The sequence below is a fragment of the Apilactobacillus pseudapinorum genome (genome assembly GCF_040369555.1).
In the GTDB taxonomy this organism is placed as follows: Bacteria; Bacillota; Bacilli; order Lactobacillales; family Lactobacillaceae; genus Apilactobacillus.
On the sequence record NZ_BAABVU010000022.1, the window covers coordinates 39,343 to 57,766 of the forward strand.

The following is an 18,424-nucleotide window of genomic DNA, read 5'->3' on the forward strand; positions in this document are numbered from 1 at the left end:
TTGGTAAAATTTACCTATGAGAAGTATTCTCATAGGTATTTTTTTATTAAGCAGGTGAAAAAATGAATCCAGAAGAATTAACAGAAGCTGTTACCCAATCGTTTTCAGAAGCGCAAAAGGTAGCAACTAATAGAAAACATCAAGAAATCACAATCGCACATTTATTTAAAGTGTTAGTTCAACCAGGAGAATTAGCTAGACAAATTTTCTCAGAAGTTGGATTAGATGTTGATGATTTAGAACAAGAGTTAGATAAAGAATTAGATGAAATATCTATAGTTGAAGGAAGTAACGTTAGCTACGGACAAAACATTTCTTCTAACATGTTGTCATTAATTCAATTTGCTCAAAAAGAAAAGGATAAGTTGGGCGATCAATATATTGCTGTTGATACTTTAGTATTAGCGCTAATGGATATTAGTGGCAATAAATTAGTTGATTATTTAAAAGAAAATCATGTTTCAAAAGATATGGTCGAAAAGGCAATTGATAAAATTAGAGGAGGAGAAAAGGTGACTTCAAAGAATCAAGAAGATAATTTTCAAGCTTTAAAGAAGTACGGAGTTGATTTAGTTGCAGAAGCACGTGCTGGAAAGCTAGGACCTATTATTGGTAGGGATGAAGAAATAATTGATGTCATTAGAATCCTTTCTAGAATGACAAAAAACAATCCTGTCCTCATTGGTGATCCAGGTGTAGGTAAGACCGCAATTGTTGAAGGTTTAGCCAAAAGAATTGCTGTGAATGATGTTCCTGAAAATCTAAAAAACAAGTCATTATTTGAATTAGATATGAGTTCATTAATCGCTGGGGCTAAATATCGTGGTGAATTTGAAGAAAGACTAAAGGCAGTCTTAAAAGCTGTTAAAAAATCTGATGGACAAGTTATTATGTTCATTGATGAAATTCACAATATTGTTGGCGCTGGTAAGACAGAAGGAAGCATGGACGCTGGTAATATCTTAAAGCCTATGTTAGCTAGAGGTGAACTTCATCTAATTGGTGCCACTACCGTCGATGAATATCGTAAATACATGCAAAAGGATAAAGCGTTAGAAAGAAGATTCCAAAAAGTGAATGTTGAAGAACCTTCTGTGGATGATACAATTACGATTTTGCGTGGAATTAAAGAACGTTTGGAAATTCACCATGGGGTCAGAATTCATGACAACGCTTTAGTTGCAGCTGCTAAACTGGCTGATAGATATATTCCAGAAAGATTTTTACCAGATAAGGCAATTGATTTAGTTGATGAAGCGTCATCAACAATTGAAGTTGAAATGAATTCAAATCCGACTGAGTTAGATCAAGCTAATCGTAAATTAATGCGTGCTGAAGTTGAAGAGGCATCGTTAAAGAAAGAAGACGACGATGAATCTAAGCAACGTTTAGCTAAGTTAGAACCAGAATTGGCTAACTTGAAAGAAACAGTTAATAAACTAAACGCTAGATGGCAACAGGAAAAGACTTCAATCAAAGCATTAAGCGATAAAAAAGCGGAATTAGATCAAGCTAAGAATGAACTACAACAAGCCGAAAGTAACTATGATTTAGATAAGGTGGCAGTTTTACAACATGGTACAATTCCAGAATTAGAAAAAGAATTAGCTAAGATGGAAAATCAAGATCATGATGATGACTGGTTAGTAAGTGAGTCAGTAACTGAAGATGGAATTGCTGAAGTACTAAGTCGTGAAACTAGAATTCCAGTAGCTCGTCTAATGGAAGGCGAAAAAGAAAAAATACTTCACTTGGATGACAATCTTCATAAGAGAGTGATTGGACAAGATGAAGCTGTTGAATCTGTTGCCGATGCCGTTCTTCGTTCAAGAGCGGGTTTACAAGATCCAAGCAAACCATTGGGATCATTTTTATTCTTGGGTCCAACAGGTGTTGGTAAGACAGAATTAGCCAAGTCTTTAGCTGAAAACTTATTTGATTCTGAAGAACATATGGTAAGAATCGATATGTCTGAGTATATGGAAAAAGAATCGGTATCTAGATTAGTTGGTGCTGCACCGGGATATGTAGGATATGAAGAAGGTGGACAGCTAACTGAAGCAGTTAGAAGAGATCCATATACAATTGTATTATTTGATGAAATCGAAAAAGCTCATCCAGATGTCTTTAATGTCTTATTACAAGTTTTAGATGATGGACGTTTAACAGATGGACAAGGTCATACTGTAGATTTTAAAAACACCTTGTTAATAATGACTTCTAATTTAGGTTCTGACATCTTATTGGATGGTTTAGATAAGGATGGAAATATCTCTGAAAAAGCAAGAAAACAAGTTTCAGAATTGTTGAAGAAGAGTTTTAAACCGGAATTCTTAAACAGAATTGATGAAATCATCACTTTTAAACCATTATCAAAATCAGATGTGAGAGAAATTGTTAAGCAATTAATTCAAAAATTAGGCAATAGATTAAACGACAAACAAATTACAATTAACATCTCTGATGATGCAATAGACTGGATCACAGATAATGGATATGATCCACAATATGGTGGTCGTCCATTACAAAGATTTGTTACCAGAAATGTCGAAACACCGTTAGCAAGATTACTAATTGCAGGTGATATTAAACCTAAAGATACCATCAACATTGGATTAAATAATGACAAACTAACATTTAAATAAAATAAAAAAGCTCAAGTAATTTACTTGAGCTTTTGTTATTTAACTGAATGTTTTGAAATTAGTGATACACAGTTGACTGTAATTACAACAACCACTGCAGAAACGATACCAATTTCAGTTGTGTTATATGTTAGCTGAGTTAATTGGCTAGCAATGTATCCGATGATTTCACCGAAAATAAATGCCCAAAAGATCACCAATAGATTTGAAATAATGAATTTCATCATATCCACCTCACATTTCATAGAAATTTTACCACAGTTAAGATTGAAAAAACAGTTATAAATAATTCAGTTCATATGTATTTTTGTTATAATTGGTTTAAGGAAAGGGATGATTTAATGGATTATACACCACTTAACTTAATGAGTTCATACAGTTTATTGAATAGTACGATTTCAATAGATGAATTAATTTCAACAGCAAAAAAAAGAGGATACAAGTCACTAGCCTTAACTGATGAAAATAATATGTATGGTGCTATTGAGTTTTATGACGCATGTATAAAAGAAGATATTCATCCCATCATCGGACTAACGATTGATTTAGCAGCTATCACAACTAATGACAGTAGAAATCAATTGGTATTGCTCGCTAGAGATAACGACGGATATAAAAACTTGATGAAATTATCAACTTTGATAATGACAAGTGAATCTGAAAAAATTGAATTAGACAATCTTTACTCATACTTAGCCCATAATATTGTAATCATCCCTGATTATGGTGAATGGATAGATTTGTTTAATAACGGAGATTTACAAACATTAGAAGAAACTATTCAAAAAATAGCTGATCATAAAGATGATCAAGCGATATTTATGGGATTAAGTGAAGATAATATCAACAACGTTGAATATAGAAACTACTTAACTAATATCAATCAATCCATGAATATTCAATCAGTCGCTTCTTCTAAAGTACAACTGATTAATCAGGATGATTATTTTGCGTTACAAGTTATGAAAAAGATTGACCAAAACGAAAAATTTCCGAATCCACTAAATGCTAGTCATGAAAAGACTAACAAATGGCTAGACCATCGTTATGAAGTGATCAAGCGTTACATAGATGCTGGATTAGAAGATTCATTGCTAAATAATCAAAAAATAGCTGATAGTACAGATGTTGTCATTGATAAAAAGCAACCGGTCTTACCACATTATGTGAATGATTTAGGATTATCTTCAAAGGAATTTTTAAAGAAACTTTGTGTGCAAGGATTACGACAAAGGGTCGCAAAATTAAAAATAGACAAAAATAATTGGCAAACATACATTGATAGGCTGGGATATGAATTATCAGTAATTGATAAAATGGGCTTTAACGATTACTTTTTAATTGTGTGGGATGTGATTAACTATGCTCATTCTCAAAATATTATGACAGGACCTGGGAGAGGTTCTGCGGCAGGTTCATTAGTATCATTTTGTTTATTTATAACAGATGTTGATCCTATCCAATATGATTTGTTGTTTGAACGATTTTTGAATGAAGAACGTCGCCAAATGCCGGATATTGATTTAGATATTCCAGATAATAAGAGGGATGTCATTTTGAATTATGTTCATGATAAATATGGTGATGAACATGTTAGTCAAATTGTGACGTTCGATACGATGTCTGCTAAACAAGTTATTCGAGATATTGGACGAACTTTTGGCTTAAGTCGAGTGCAACAAAGTGACTGGAGTCGAGCCATTCCTAGTAATCAATTAAGAATAAAATTAACCAACGCTTATAAAGAATCTAAAAGACTACAAAATTTAGTTAACGACAATCCATTGAATAAGTTGATGTTTGATACCGCTATTAAATTGGAAGGAAGACCTAGACATAGCGGAACACATGCCGCTGGAGTTATCTTAAGTGATACACCAATAGTCGAAACATCACCATTAAAGAGTGGGAATGAAGCGCTATTATTGACACAATATTCGAAAGACTATGTTGAACAAATCGGTTTGCTTAAAATGGATTTCTTGGGATTAAGAAACCTATCAATATTAGCAGAAGTTGTAGCGTTAGTTCGTCAAAATGTGGATGCAGATTTTGATATTGAAAAAATTGATTTATCAGATGCCAAAACTTTAAAGTTATTCCAAGACGGAGATACAAATGGGGTTTTCCAATTTGAATCCAACGGAATAAAACGAGTGCTAAAGGCAATGCATCCTGACAACTTTGGACAAATTTCAGCTGTAAACGCATTATATCGTCCAGGCCCAATGCAAAATATTGATTCATTTATTCGCAGAAAAGAAGGAAAAGAACCTGTTGATAGATTCGATCCTAATCTAGATTCAATCTTGTTGCCAACTTATGGAATCATCGTTTATCAAGAACAAGTTATGCAAGTCGCTTCCGTAATGGGTGGCTTTACACTAGGAGAAGCTGATAATTTAAGACGTGCAATGAGTAAGAAAAAACAGAGCACAATGGATGCATTAAAGAACAAATTTGTATCTGGAGCGATTAATAAGGGCTATAGTGAGGCATTAGCTGTTCAAATATTTGATTATATTGAAAAGTTTGCAGGATATGGTTTCAATAAATCTCATGCGGTGGCATACAGTAAGATGGCATTTGAATTAGCATATTTAAAAACTAATTACAGTTTGCAATTCTTTGTAGCAATCTTAAATTCAGTGTTAAATAATAATGACAAAACGAACACATATGTCGTTGAAGCTAAAAAAAGAAACATTGTAATAGAACATCCTAATATTAATAAGTCTGAGACTTATTTTACTGAAAGGGATGGAAGGATTTTATTTGGCTTAGCTGCTGTTAAAGGACTAAGAAAAGATTTTATCCAAGCGATTATTGAAGAACGTAATCTTAATGGTGAATATAAGGGGCTAGAAGAATTCATATATAGAATGCCTAAAAAGTTCCGTGATGTTGATTTGTTAAAATCACTTACTTTTGTGGGTGCTTTTGATGACTTTGGATATAACCGAGCTGAACTAGCAGATTCAATTGAAGAATTTATATCATCGATTAATTTAAGTGGAGCCTCGCAGGAATTATTTAGTACATTAAAACCGAAAATAAAGCGTCGTGATGATATGACCCTACAAGAGAAGTTAAGCTTGGAAATGGAATACACAGGGGTTTATCTTTCTGGACATCCGGTTGAAGATTATGACGTTTTAAAACAAGAAATGAAAATCACTACTTCTGATCAAATGATCAGCAAGGATGAAAATATAAATACATTGGTATATGTTGAAAACGTTAAGGAAATAAAAACCAAAAAGGGCGAACAGATGGCCTTTATTAACGGAACCGATATAGTGGGAAACATCAGTGTCACAGTTTTCCCTTCAACATTTAAGAAATTTGCTAATTTACTTAAACGAGGAATCGTTTTGTTAGTTACCGGTAAAACGGATTTTAGAAATAATGAAGTCCAAGTAATTGCTAATCAAATTCTGCCAGCTGCAAACGTCAAAAGCGCTTTTAATAAGAAAAGACAATTAAAAAAATGGTACCTAAAGATTGATGCAGATCATAACGATAAAGAAACATCAATCAAGTTGTATGAACTAATGAAGACTAACCATGGTGAGAATAAAGTTGTTATTTATAATTCAACTAATAATTCTAAAAAAGAATTAGCAAGTAAATACAGTATGGATAGTAGCAAAGAATTATACGGTAAACTTATTCAATTGTTAGGTAATGGTAATGTAGTATATAAATAATTTTTTATTGTGAAAAAAACTATAAAAATAAAAGACATAAATTTTAAAAAGTGATACACTATAGTGTGAAACCTAGTTATGTATGGAACATCAAAATAATGATTTACCATACAAAATAAAAGGAGAGATTTTTACTTATGAAGAAAACAAAAATCGTAAGTACATTAGGACCTGCAAGTACTGATGTTGACATTATTGTTAACTTAATCGAATCAGGCGCTAATGTTTTCAGATTTAACTTCTCACACGGTGACCATGAAGAACACTTTGATCGTTTGAACAAAGTTCATGAAGCTGAAAAGAGAACCGGTAAGACAGTTGGTCTTATGCTTGATACTAAGGGTGCTGAAATCCGTACTACTAAGCAAAAAGAAGGTAAGATTGAATTCCACACTGGTGACCAGTTTAGAATTTCAATGGACGATACTTTAGAAGGTACTAAAGAAAAAATCGCCGTTACTTACCCAGGCCTATTAGCTGATGTTCATGTTGGTGGCCACATCTTATATGATGATGGTATCCTAGACTCAGTTATTGATGAAATTGACCAAGAAAACAAAGAACTAGTTGTTACTGCCCAAAACAATGCTGTTTTAGGTTCACGTAAGACTGTTACTGCTCCTGGTGTATCAATTAACTTACCAGGTATCACTGAAAAAGATTCAAGCGATATTCGTTTCGGTCTTTCAGAAATGCACATTAACTTTATTGCCGCTTCATTTGTAAGAAAACCAGAAGATGTTTTAGACATCCGTAAATTACTTGAAGACGAACACAAAGAAGACGTTCAAATCTTCCCTAAGATTGAATCACAAGAAGGTATCGACAACTTCGAAGAAATTATGAAGGTTTCTGATGGTTTAATGATTGCTCGTGGTGACATGGCTGTTGAAATTCCAGCAGAAAATGTTCCAATCGTTCAAAAACACTTAATCCACAGATGTAACGAAATGGGTAAACCTGTTATTACTGCAACTCAAATGTTGGACTCAATGCAAGAAAACCCACGTCCTACACGTGCTGAAGCATCAGACGTTGAATACGCTGTATTAAGCGGTACTGACGCTACTATGCTTTCAGGTGAAAGTGCTAACGGTGACTACCCTGCTGAAGCTGTTGCTACTATGGCTAAGCTTGATGAAATGGCAGAAAGCCACTACGATGAATACGGTGACCCACGTCCTGAATTCAAGAACGGTGACGTTACTGAAGCATTCGGTAAGCAAGTTGCTGACATGGTTAGAGATCTTGACATTAAGACTGTTGTAACTACTACTTCAACTGGTTACTCAGCTCGTATGATTTCAAAATACCATCCAAATGCTGACATCTTAGCTTTAACTTTCGATGATCGCGTACGTCGTGGTTTAATGGTTAACTGGGGTGTTCACCCAATCGTTGTAGACAAGCCTGAAAACAGTGATGGCATGTTTGATTTCGCAGCTAAGAAAGCTGTTGAAACTGGCCTAGCTAAAGAAGGCGACTTAATCCTTGTAGTTGCAGGTTTACCTGTTGGCGAAAAAGGTACTACTAACGTAATGAGCGTTAAATTAATTGGTTCTGAACTTGCTCAAGGCCAAGGTGTTGGTGACAAGACTGTTATCGGTAAGGCTTTTTTAGCAAGTAACGCTGCCGACGCAAACAGCAAAGCTGTTGACGGTGGCGTGTTGGTAGCAAAGAATACCAACAAAGACTTCTTGCCAGCTATTAAGAAGGCAAGTGCTGTTATTGTAGAAGATGGTGGAATGACTTCACACGCTGCAGTTCTAGGTATTTCATTAGGAATTCCTGTTATTGTTGGTGCTAAGGGAGCTACTGAAAACATCTCTGATGGTCAAACTATTACAGTTGATTCACGTAGAGGTATTGTTTACAGTGGTGCCGCTAACTCACTATAATAAATAGTTTTAAAGAGGATGCATTTAATGCATCCTCTTTTTTTATCGAAATATTATGTAAAGTAGTGTAGAATTAAGGTATACAGATTCGAAATGAGGAATATTAATGAACGAATATTTAGGCCGAGTTGTCTCCGGAAAAGTGACAGATGAAAATGATAAGAGTTATTTTGTACAAATTGAAGGTACAACTTTTTCATTAGATAAATCAGAAATTGAAAAACCTTTAAAAATTGGAAGTAATTTCAAGGGATTTACCTATGAAAACGAAGACCATAAAATGCAAATTACTAGAAATATTCCGGATGTTCAAGTAGATCACTACGGTTTTGGTACTGTAGTCCAAAGCAAATTTGGACTAGGTGTTTTTGTCGACATTGGTTTACCAAACAAAGATATCGCGGTATCTATCGATGATTTACCTGAACTAACAAAGTTATGGCCTCAACATGGTGATCGATTAATGATTGCTTTGAAAATTGATAAAAAAGGTCGTATTTGGGGAGAGTTAGCGGACGAAGAAATTTTCCAAAGTTTGTCAGTTCCTGCCAATGAAAAAATGAAAAACCGTAATTTAAAGGCGACTACTTATCGTCTTAAATTAGCTGGAACTAGAGTTATTACTGATGACTATCGAATTGGATTTATTCATCCTAGTGAACGTGAATTAGAACCAAGATTAGGTCAACATGTTGATGTAAGAGTAATTGGAATTTTAAGGGACAAAACACTTAATTTATCAATGAAACCACGTGGATATGAAGCGATTAGCGATGACTCTCAAATGATTTTTACAGTTTTAAAGAAATCTGAATCTGGTTCAATTCCATATACAGATAAGAGCACACCAGAATCAATTAAAGAGTTCTTTGGAATTAGTAAGGGTCAATTTAAAAGAGCCGTTGGTAATTTATTAAAGAATAGATTAATCGAGCAAACCGATGGTCAAATGAAGTTAACTGAAAAAGGTAATGAAACAGAACTAGAGTAAGTTTGGTGAATTAAATGGACGAACAAGTTAAAGATTATCTACACTACCTTGTGATCGAAAGAGGTTTATCTGACAATACAATTAAAAGTTACCGTCAAGATATTGTGGGATTTGTTAATTTCTTGAGAGATATACAAGTCGATTCATTTAAGCAAGTGGATTCTAAAACTATTCTAGAATACATGAAGCAAATGAAGGACGAGGGCAAAGCCAGAAATTCTGTAATTCGCTTTGTTTCTAGTATGAAAAAGTTCTTTTCTTATTTGCATAAATATCATTACATTATGGAAAATCCAATGGTTAATGTTGATACGCCTAAAAGCGCTAGTCATTTTCCAGATGTCTTAACTGTTAATGAAGTCGATAAATTATTAACAATGCCAGATGTTAGTGATAAATATGGAATAAGGGACAGAACGATATTAGAAGTTATGTATGCGACCGGGTTACGAGTGAGTGAAGTAGTTAACCTTAAAATGGATAATTTACATTTGGAAATGGGAATTATTCAAACAATCGGTAAAGGTGATAAAGAAAGAATTATTCCCATTGGGACTGAAGCGATTAAGTGGATATACGAATATATGGAAAATAGTCGTCCTTTATTACTAAAGAAAAGAAGATCTGAATATTTGTTTTTAAACGCACATGGTGGTGGCATTAGTAGACAAAGTATTTGGCAAAAATTAAAACACTATGTTGCTTTAGCTGGCATCAAAAAGAATGTCACTCCCCATACTCTTAGACACTCATTTGCTACACATATCTTAGAGAATGGTGCTGATTTAAGAATTGTCCAAGAACTTTTAGGTCATTCTGATATTTCAACAACACAAATTTATACACATGTATCACATGAACATCTTAATAAGGCTTTTGATGAATTTCATCCACATGCCTAATAAATTTAGGAGGAATTAATATGCTACTTAAATATCGTCTAGAATATAAAAAAATTGCAATGGACATGTTATCGTTACTACCCGGTATGAACCAAGGACACCATCTAGAAGATGAAATGAATTGGTACGAAGATAATGACAACCGCATTATTTATTTATGGAAAAATGAAGATGATAATTGGGCCGGATTAATTGCCGTTGAAGATAAAGGTAGCATGTTAGTTCTTAGAAGAATTGTTTTGACTCCTGATTCTTGGAGTATGAATAATTGTTGCAGCATGTTAGATGATTTATCTAATTTATTTATGGATCAAAAAATCGTTGGAACAATGGATACAACATCAATCTGTGAACTGTGGGAGAAACGTAATGGAACCAGAATTCAATAATTCAAATAATATTAATATTCATATTGATGATTTTGATGGTCCCTTAGAATTACTTTTACATTTAATAAAGCAATCAGAAATGGATATCTATGATATTCAGATTGAAAAAATAACTGAGCAATATCTAGGTTATCTAACTGAAATGGAAAACCTAAACGTTAATATTGCTGGGGAATATTTTGTGATGGCTTCAAATCTAATGGCAATTAAGTCTAAGCTATTGTTACCTAGAAACGATGAGATTGATGAAAATGATGATTATGAAGATCCACGTGATGAATTAGTTAATCAATTGTTAATTTATCAAGAATATAAAGAAGTTTCTAAAGTTTTAAAACAGATGGAAACTAAAAGTGCAAAGTATCATAGTGTTGATCCAACTTTACCAACCGTTGATGAAATGATTGATTTTAATGGCAATCATAAATTCAATGTTAGACTTATTCAACAAGCTTTTGATAGAGTTATTGATAAAATTAAAGCAAATGAACCATATGTGCATTCAGTGATAGAATGGCAATTTACAGTTAAGGAACAATCTGAATTTGTCATGGAAAAATTATCACAGCAAAAACATGTCGAATTTGATCAATTGTTTGAGAATACTAATAATATTGAGATGGTGGTAACTACATTCTTATCGTTATTAGAGTTGGTTAAAGAACATAAAATTAGTGTTGGTCAAGTCGATGATAAAATTTATTTAGAACAAGTTGAAGTAGGTGATGAGTAAGTGGTTAATAAGTTAGCCGAATTAGAAGGATTAATATATATTTCCGGAGAAGATGGAATTAGTGAAGATCAACTAATTGAAATGCTAAAGCTAGATGCTGATAATTTGCACGAACTCATCAATCAACTATCTGATAAGTTTAATCGTGATGAATCAGCATTTACAATTATTCAATATGCTAATAAATATCGATTAGCAACCAAGGAAGAATTAGACGATTTGATGAAGGAATATTTGAAGAGTGATGAAAGTATTTCTTTAACCCAAACTGCATTAGAAGCTTTGACAATTATTGCGTATAACCAACCAATTACAAGAGTTGAAGTCGATGATATTAGAGGAGTTAACAGTAGCAAGACAGTTCAAAGATTATTGAGACAAGGATTGATTGAAACTTCGGGATACAAAAAAGTTCCAGGACATCCCAAATTGTATAAAACAACTGATAACTTTTTAAAACTATTTGGAATTAAATCGTTAGACGAATTGCCAAAAATAGAAAATGAGATTTTAATCAAGGAGGAAGATTATGGCGGAGAGACTTCAGAAAATAATGGCTAAGGCCGGAGTTGCTTCTAGAAGAAAGTCAGAAGAAATTATTTTAGCAGGACGAGTAAAAGTAAATGGTCAAGTAGTAACTGAACTAGGTACAAAGGTAAAGGTGTCAGATGAAGTGCAAGTTGATGGTTTACCAATCAATAAAGAAGCACCTGTTTACTACTTATTTTATAAACCTCGTCGTATTATTACTTCAGTTTCTGATGAAAAGTCACGTAAAACAGTATTAGATTTCTTTGAAGATGTTGAACAAAGAATTTATCCAGTAGGTAGACTTGATTATGACACTTCAGGTCTATTATTAATGACCAATGATGGTGATTTAGACAATCGTCTTACTCATCCGAAATATGAAGTAGAAAAAACTTATGTTGCTAAAGTGGAAGGAATTCCTACTAATGACGAATTAAAACAACTTCGCATTGGGGTTGTAGTAAATGGTCATAAGACTAGTCCAGCTAAAACTAATGTGTTAGAAACTGATACAAGTAAGAAAACTGCAGTGGTACAACTAACTATTCATGAAGGAAAAAACCATGAGGTTAAGAACATGTTTAAGGCTGTTGGACACCCAGTTAAAAAGCTTAAGCGAGAATCTTTTGCGTTCTTGAATTTAAGAGGGTTACAACCAGGTGATTATCGACCACTTAAAAAGTTCGAGGTTGAAAAGTTATACGAAATTACAGAAAAAAGATAAAAAGACTTGTGTTTTGTTTGGTAATTTTATATTATTATTTTTGAAAATTAATAAATTGGTTTATCTTCAGGGCAGGGTGTGATTCCCGACCGGCGGTTATAGCCCGCTACCTATCTAAATGATAGTTGATTTGGTGAAATTCCAAAGCCGACAGTATAGTCTGGTATAAAGAAGATCTCTTTTTGAGTATGCACAAATGCCCGTTGATCTGTAAAAGGTTAACGGGATTTTTTTTGAAGATATTCCTCATTGGAGGATTTATGATGGAAAGAAGAAGTAGTAGTAGTTTTAGTTTAAGAAACTTAGTTCAAGTTTCAGTTTTAGGTGGTTTAGCATACTTGCTAACTTATTTATCGGTACCTTTAATTCCGATTGCACCTTACATGAAGTTAGATTTTGGTGACATTCCAATATTATTAGCCACAGTTTTAATTTCAACAAGAAGTGGATTAATCGTAGCCGTATTAAGAGCATTATTGTACTTTATTTTTACGGGTCCATCTTTAATTAGTTTGATTGGGGTTATGGCACTATTAATCGCAAGTATTACGATTGTTTTATCAGTTACAGTTGCTGATAAAATGTTCGAAGGCAAGAAAAAATATATTGCGATGATTTTGATTGAAACATTGATGTTAACGATTGTCATGAGTTTGTTAAACTATTTGATTATTACACCACTATATATAAGTTTGGCAGGTTTCAAATTGAGCTTTAGTTTATTAGATTCAATTATTTATACAGTTGCACCATTTAATTTACTAAAAGGTTTATTTGTAGGGATTGTTTTTGTTATCATTTATAACAGAAGCAATGCTTGGTCAAAATATAAAGAAAAGAGATAATCTAATGAATATAAAGTTCTTAATATTGTGTCTATCAAATAAGCAACCAAGAAGACAAAAGTTAATTCAAAATCTATTGGTTGGGAAGAGAACCGTTTCTACTCTTTTTTGGGGAATGAGATACGGATTATTAGAATATTCAGCAATTTTAAAGAACTTTAATTTAGATAAAATGCCTGCTCAATTAAATCAGCTGATACAAAAAGGCTATGTTGAACAGGTTGATGAATATAAATATATATTGACTACAAAAGGTCAAAAAGAAAAGGATTCTATTTTAGAATCCTTTTACATATTAAAGACAAAATTGAACTATTATGATTATGATGTCATAGCTTTCAAATCAAGGTTATTATTAGCAATTCAAGTAGCTTCTGAATACAGTTATAAAAATAGCAATTATTATCCTGTAACAACAGATTTAAAAAGTGCATCATTAGTAAAAAAATGGTTTAAAACACATAAAAATGCATTGCCAGATCGAATGAAAGAATACTTAACTAATTATCTGGCCTCAATCGATGAAAATTGCGCTAACATATTTGCACAGATGTTTGTCGGATATCAGCGATATGGGATGACCAATCAACAGATAGCTAATGAGATGAACCTTAGCGCTTTGGAAGAATATTTCTTTCAATATGATTTATTAGTCGATTTGATTGAATATATCGAAAATGATGATGATGACCTATTAAAAGAATTATTAGTTGATATAAAAGTTCTTCGTACTAATAAACATGCATTAAACACATATAATGAATTTAAATATGGTAAAACCATTCGAGAAATTGCCGAAAATAATAAATTAAGAAATTCTACTATTAGAGAGCATCTGTTAGAATGTGCAATTTGGATGCCCAAAAAAGAATTTCCATATAAACTGATTATTAGTGAAGAAAAAGAAAATGTTTTAGATCAATATTATCAAGCTAATAATATTGATGATTGGCAATATAATGAAAATATTAGCAATCAAGAGTTTTCTTTTTTTGAATTCAGAATCTATCAAATTATGAGGAGTAAGCCAAATGATTGATAATATTAGTTTAAAAAGCAATTTAAAGAAATGGTTTGGTTATGATTCTTTTAGAACCGGACAATTAGATGTGATTAAAGCGCTGATTCAAAAAGAAGACACTCTAGCGGTATTACCGACAGGAACCGGAAAGACGCTGATATACCAATACATGGGAAAGTTCAGTGAAGGTACAGTGATAATTGTTTCTCCGTTAATATCTTTGATGCAAGATCAAGTTGATAGAATGCGATTTTTAGGAGAAAAGAGAACAATCGCCTTAAATTCTAGTTTGAATTGGTATGAAAAGAAAAAAATCACTCAAAATTTAGCAAATTATAAATATATTTATGTATCTCCAGAAATGTTATCAAATGATGAAATTTTGGCTAATTTAAAAAAGATAAACATTAGTTTATTTGTTGTCGATGAAGCGCATTGTATTAATCAATGGGGACCAGATTTTAGACCGGAATATCTAAATTTGAAAAGAATCATATCATTTTTAGATTCACCTCTAACGCTATTATTAACAGCCACGGCATCGAATGAAGTTATTGACGATATAAAGAATAAAATCGGAATTGTGAATTTAAACGTGATTAAATATTCTGCCAATAGGCCAAATATTGCATTAGATGTTGAAATTATTGATGATCAAAATGAAAAAAATGAACGCTTATTATCTCTAGTTAATAAAGTTAAAAAACCAGGAATTATATATTTCTCTAGTAAAAAAGTAGCCAATTCAGTTTGTAGATGGTTGAATGAGCAAACTAATTTATCTGTGGAGGCATATCATGCTGATATAGATAATGATAGCAGATATAAAATTCAACATCAGTTCATCAATGATAAAATTGATGTAATTTGCGCCACAAGTGCCTTTGGCATGGGAATTGATAAAGATAATATTAGATTTGTTATTCATTATCATATGCCATCAAACCTAGAATCTTATGTCCAGGAAATGGGAAGAGCAGGTAGGGATGGTCAACAAAGCATATCTTATATTCTTTATCGAGAAAAAGATGAAGTACTACAATATCGATTTATTGATGAAGCTATTCCGACAGAAGATATGATTGATTTCTTTTACCATAATAGTGAAAAACTATTAAAAGCTAGTTTGGATGAAAAAGGAGAGTTAGTTCGCTACTATTTTGAAAAGGGATATGACTTAGAAGAAACCAAGTCCATTTTCTTTAGCAGAAAAAATGAACTTATTACATCCTTAAACGACATCGTAGAATATGTTCATTCAAATGGCTGTTATAGAGAGAAATTATTGCATCATTTTAACGAAAATTTCAATAATCATGATAATCAATGTTGTAATGGAAAGCAGACGGAATTAAAATTAGACCATATGGATTTGATTTCCATTAATAAAGATATGGAAACTAAGCAGAAAAGAGAAAAATGGCAGAATATTATACAATCTCTTTTTTCTAATTAGTTAAATTCATGTATAATTAAGACATAAGAAATAAATAGGAGGTCATTATTTTGAATAATAACGACGATAACAATTCATATTCAAGAGTAGAAGCTAGAAGAAAGCATCGTGGTCACAAAACCATTGCAATCGTTTTAATTACAATTCTTGTAGTAATTGGATTAAGTGCATTAGTATTTGGTATGATTAGTAGCCCAAGTAACGATAGTACAACTGATTCTACATCAACATCCACAAGTGTTTCTTCAAGTAGTCATAAGATGAAGAAAGAAAAAGAAGAATCAAGCTCAATGTCATCTTCAAGCTCAATGAGTAGTTCATCAATGAGCAGTTCCATGAGTAGCGATGCAAGTAGTAACAGTAGCTCATCAGCTAGCATGCAAAGTAGTTCAGCAAGCACAACTAGTCAATCACAAGCTGCTACAACTAATAATAGTTATGTTGTAATTGGTCAAAATGGAATGACAGACTTATATCAAGTTTCTAAACGTTATAACATTTCAGTTCAACAACTAATGAAACTAAACGGTATCACTGATGCTAACAAAGTGGTTGCCAACCAAAAAATCAGAGTAAGATAATTAAGTGGTGTTAAATTTTATGGATAATAGTAAGTTACAAGTAGCAATCGATGGACCAGCATCTGCTGGAAAAAGTACAGTTGCCAAGTTAGTCGCAACAAGATTTTCATATATTTATTGCGATACTGGTGCAATGTATAGATCAACAACTCTAAAGGCAATTAGAAACAATTTACCTTTAGATGATGAACAAGTTATTTTAAAAATGTTGAATGATACAGAAATTACCTTTGAACCAGGTGAAAAACAACAAAAAGTTTTCTTAGATGGTAATGAGGTAACTAATGATATTCGACAAGAAGATGTTACTAATAACGTTTCCACTGTTGCTAGTTTAGGAGCAGTAAGAGCTGAATTAGTTGAAAGACAACAAGAAATTGCTGCTAAAGGTGGTATTGTTATGGACGGTAGAGATATCGGAACAACAGTGTTACCAAATGCAGAAGTAAAAATCTTCTTAATTGCTAGTGTGGAAGAAAGAGCTGATCGTCGTTTCAAAGATAACGAAGAAAAAGGTATTCATGTTCCACTAGAACAATTGAAGAAAGAAATCGAAGAAAGAGACTACAAAGACTCGCATAGAGAGGTATCACCATTAACTAAAGCTGCTGACGCTATTGAAATTGATACAACATCAATGTCAATTGATCAAGTAGTTGATGCCATCTCTGATGAAATTAATAAAAAACTATCACTATAAATTAGTCAATAAACTAGATTTTATTAATAACATAGTCTAAAATAATAATTATAGTAGTCTCAAGGAGGAATATCACATGAGTGAATCAGATGAACAAACAAACAAAGATTTATTAGAAGCCTTGGATAGCGTGGACCAAGTTAATATCAACGATGTTGTTGAAGGTGAAATTTTAGCCTTTGATAAGGATCATCAATTAATTATTGGTATCGATAATGCTGGGGTTGAAGGGGTTGTTCCTCGTCGTGAACTATCATCTCAACCTGTTGAAGATGTAGAAAGCAAATTTAAAGTTGGAGACAAAGGTAAATTTGTTGTTATCTCACGTATTGGTGACGATAAAGAAGGCGGAAGCTTCCTTCTATCAATCCGTCGTTTAGAAGAACGTAAGGTTTGGGATGAATTAAAAGCTAAAGCTGAAAACAATGAAACAATTAACGTTACTGTACAAAACGCAGTTCGTGGTGGTTTAGTAGTAAATGCTGGTGTACGCGGATTTATCCCTGCATCAATGATTACTAACCATTTTGTTAGAAACCTAAGTCAATATAACGGTCAAGAATTCGAATGTAAAATTGTTGAAATCGTACCTGAAAAGAATCGTTTAGTTCTATCACATAGTGATGTCGTTGCTAAGAACCAAGAAGCAGCACGTAGTGAAGTTATGGGTAAATTAAACGTTGGTGACGTTGTTGAAGGTAAAGTTGCACGTATGACTGATTTTGGTGCATTTGTTGATCTAGGCGGAATTGATGGACTAGTTCACGTATCAGAAATTTCATACGATCGTGTAAACAAACCTGCTGATGTTCTTGAAAACGGTCAAGATGTAAAAGTTAAGGTTATTGCTATGGACGAAGAACGTGGCAGAATCTCACTTTCAATCAAACAAACTCAAGCTCAACCATGGGATGAAATTGAAGAAAAAGCACCTCAAGGTAGTACTGTTAAGGTAACTATTAAGAGAATCGTTGATTTTGGTGCCTTTGCTGAAGTAATTCCTGGTGTTGAAGGATTAATTCACATTTCACAAATTTCACACAAGCATGTTAATGCGCCATCAGACGTACTTAAAGTTGGTGAAACTGTTGATGCTAAAGTATTAGATGTTAACCCTAGTGAACATCGTTTAGCTTTATCATTAAGAGATCTTGAACCAGAACCAGAAAATGCACAAGGTTCAAACGAACAAGTCGAAGCTACTGATAATGCTACTGAAAATGCTCCTGAAGAAGAAAATGGATTCACTTTAGGTGACATTGTTGGTAAAGGATTAGACGAAGATAATCAATAATATT

General features: G+C 32.9%; 16 protein-coding genes and 1 riboswitch. Of the genes, 15 read left to right on the forward strand and 1 reads right to left on the reverse strand.

Annotated features, from left to right (window positions below; translation table 11 throughout):
* Positions 1-62 precede the first annotated feature (62 nt).
* The gene (gene clpB, locus ABWU86_RS03985) at positions 63-2,645 is read left to right on the forward strand and encodes an ATP-dependent chaperone ClpB (protein WP_353321542.1); all 2,583 of its coding nucleotides are present in this window, start codon (positions 63-65) and stop codon (positions 2,643-2,645) included.
* A gap of 35 nt (positions 2,646-2,680) precedes the next feature.
* Here the strand turns inward: clpB and ABWU86_RS03990 are convergent, their stop codons facing one another.
* Complete coding sequence (locus ABWU86_RS03990) at positions 2,681-2,872, reverse strand: DUF2929 family protein (RefSeq protein ID WP_330376116.1); 192 nt, start codon at positions 2,870-2,872, stop codon at positions 2,681-2,683.
* 114 nt (positions 2,873-2,986) lie between these two features.
* Between ABWU86_RS03990 and dnaE the strand changes: the two genes are divergently transcribed.
* The 14 genes from dnaE (at position 2,987) to rpsA (ending at position 18,420) form a co-directional block, all read left to right on the forward strand.
* Positions 2,987-6,355: a DNA polymerase III subunit alpha gene (gene dnaE / locus ABWU86_RS03995; RefSeq protein WP_353321544.1), complete on the forward strand. Its 3,369-nt coding sequence runs from the start codon at positions 2,987-2,989 to the stop codon at positions 6,353-6,355.
* Positions 6,356-6,492: 137 nt separating this feature from the next.
* Positions 6,493-8,253: a pyruvate kinase gene (gene pyk, locus ABWU86_RS04000; RefSeq protein WP_293792866.1), complete on the forward strand. Its 1,761-nt coding sequence runs from the start codon at positions 6,493-6,495 to the stop codon at positions 8,251-8,253.
* A 106-nt stretch (positions 8,254-8,359) separates the two neighbouring features.
* Entirely contained in the window at positions 8,360-9,244 is an 885-nt protein-coding gene (locus ABWU86_RS04005; RefSeq protein WP_293792865.1) for a CvfB family protein, read from the forward strand.
* Between the two features lie 14 nt (positions 9,245-9,258).
* The gene (xerD, locus tag ABWU86_RS04010) at positions 9,259-10,146 is read left to right on the forward strand and encodes a site-specific tyrosine recombinase XerD (protein ID WP_293792863.1); all 888 of its coding nucleotides are present in this window, start codon (positions 9,259-9,261) and stop codon (positions 10,144-10,146) included.
* Between the two features lie 20 nt (positions 10,147-10,166).
* Positions 10,167-10,535: a hypothetical protein gene (locus ABWU86_RS04015; protein WP_293792862.1), complete on the forward strand. Its 369-nt coding sequence runs from the start codon at positions 10,167-10,169 to the stop codon at positions 10,533-10,535.
* Positions 10,516-11,268: a segregation and condensation protein A gene (locus ABWU86_RS04020; RefSeq protein WP_293792861.1), complete on the forward strand. Its 753-nt coding sequence runs from the start codon at positions 10,516-10,518 to the stop codon at positions 11,266-11,268. The genes ABWU86_RS04015 and ABWU86_RS04020 overlap by 20 nt, the downstream gene beginning before the upstream one ends.
* The gene (gene scpB / locus ABWU86_RS04025; RefSeq protein ID WP_353321548.1) at positions 11,269-11,829 is read left to right on the forward strand and encodes an SMC-Scp complex subunit ScpB; all 561 of its coding nucleotides are present in this window, start codon (positions 11,269-11,271) and stop codon (positions 11,827-11,829) included.
* The gene (locus ABWU86_RS04030; protein ID WP_053950096.1) at positions 11,798-12,523 is read left to right on the forward strand and encodes a pseudouridine synthase; all 726 of its coding nucleotides are present in this window, start codon (positions 11,798-11,800) and stop codon (positions 12,521-12,523) included. The genes scpB and ABWU86_RS04030 overlap by 32 nt, the downstream gene beginning before the upstream one ends.
* Positions 12,524-12,581: 58 nt before the next feature.
* A riboswitch (FMN riboswitch) is annotated at positions 12,582-12,703 on the forward strand.
* Positions 12,704-12,786: 83 nt separating this feature from the next.
* Positions 12,787-13,368: an ECF transporter S component gene (locus ABWU86_RS04035; RefSeq protein ID WP_293792858.1), complete on the forward strand. Its 582-nt coding sequence runs from the start codon at positions 12,787-12,789 to the stop codon at positions 13,366-13,368.
* Complete coding sequence (locus ABWU86_RS04040; protein ID WP_353321551.1) at positions 13,337-14,407, forward strand: helix-turn-helix domain-containing protein; 1,071 nt, start codon at positions 13,337-13,339, stop codon at positions 14,405-14,407. The genes ABWU86_RS04035 and ABWU86_RS04040 overlap by 32 nt, the downstream gene beginning before the upstream one ends.
* The gene (locus ABWU86_RS04045; RefSeq protein ID WP_353321553.1) at positions 14,400-15,845 is read left to right on the forward strand and encodes a RecQ family ATP-dependent DNA helicase; all 1,446 of its coding nucleotides are present in this window, start codon (positions 14,400-14,402) and stop codon (positions 15,843-15,845) included. The genes ABWU86_RS04040 and ABWU86_RS04045 overlap by 8 nt, the downstream gene beginning before the upstream one ends.
* A gap of 50 nt (positions 15,846-15,895) precedes the next feature.
* Positions 15,896-16,426 (forward strand): LysM peptidoglycan-binding domain-containing protein, encoded by a 531-nt coding sequence (locus ABWU86_RS04050; protein ID WP_293792852.1) that lies wholly within the window; start codon positions 15,896-15,898, stop codon positions 16,424-16,426.
* Between the two features lie 19 nt (positions 16,427-16,445).
* Complete coding sequence (gene cmk, locus ABWU86_RS04055) at positions 16,446-17,126, forward strand: (d)CMP kinase (protein WP_293792851.1); 681 nt, start codon at positions 16,446-16,448, stop codon at positions 17,124-17,126.
* Between the two features lie 76 nt (positions 17,127-17,202).
* Positions 17,203-18,420 carry a 30S ribosomal protein S1 gene (rpsA, locus tag ABWU86_RS04060; protein WP_353321555.1) on the forward strand — a complete coding sequence of 406 codons (1,218 nt, stop codon included), beginning with the start codon at positions 17,203-17,205 and terminating at the stop codon, positions 18,418-18,420.
* Positions 18,421-18,424: the final 4 nt, after the last annotated feature.

Excerpts from the sequence above, each read along its gene's own strand:
- cmk (WP_293792851.1), top strand. The coding sequence starts at position 16,446 with ATGGATAATAGTAAGTTACAAGTAGCAATCGATGGACCAGCATCTGCT.
- xerD (WP_293792863.1), top strand. The coding sequence starts at position 9,259 with ATGGACGAACAAGTTAAAGATTATCTACACTACCTTGTGATCGAAAGA.
- ABWU86_RS04005 (WP_293792865.1), top strand. The coding sequence starts at position 8,360 with ATGAACGAATATTTAGGCCGAGTTGTCTCCGGAAAAGTGACAGATGAA.
- clpB (WP_353321542.1), top strand. The coding sequence starts at position 63 with ATGAATCCAGAAGAATTAACAGAAGCTGTTACCCAATCGTTTTCAGAA.
- ABWU86_RS04015 (WP_293792862.1), top strand. The coding sequence starts at position 10,167 with ATGCTACTTAAATATCGTCTAGAATATAAAAAAATTGCAATGGACATG.
- dnaE (WP_353321544.1), top strand. The coding sequence starts at position 2,987 with ATGGATTATACACCACTTAACTTAATGAGTTCATACAGTTTATTGAAT.
- rpsA (WP_353321555.1), top strand. The coding sequence starts at position 17,203 with ATGAGTGAATCAGATGAACAAACAAACAAAGATTTATTAGAAGCCTTG.
- ABWU86_RS04030 (WP_053950096.1), top strand. The coding sequence starts at position 11,798 with ATGGCGGAGAGACTTCAGAAAATAATGGCTAAGGCCGGAGTTGCTTCT.
- ABWU86_RS04040 (WP_353321551.1), top strand. The coding sequence starts at position 13,337 with ATGCTTGGTCAAAATATAAAGAAAAGAGATAATCTAATGAATATAAAG.
- ABWU86_RS04035 (WP_293792858.1), top strand. The coding sequence starts at position 12,787 with ATGGAAAGAAGAAGTAGTAGTAGTTTTAGTTTAAGAAACTTAGTTCAA.
- ABWU86_RS04020 (WP_293792861.1), top strand. The coding sequence starts at position 10,516 with ATGGAACCAGAATTCAATAATTCAAATAATATTAATATTCATATTGAT.
- ABWU86_RS03990 (WP_330376116.1), bottom strand. The coding sequence starts at position 2,872 with ATGATGAAATTCATTATTTCAAATCTATTGGTGATCTTTTGGGCATTT.
- pyk (WP_293792866.1), top strand. The coding sequence starts at position 6,493 with ATGAAGAAAACAAAAATCGTAAGTACATTAGGACCTGCAAGTACTGAT.
- ABWU86_RS04045 (WP_353321553.1), top strand. The coding sequence starts at position 14,400 with ATGATTGATAATATTAGTTTAAAAAGCAATTTAAAGAAATGGTTTGGT.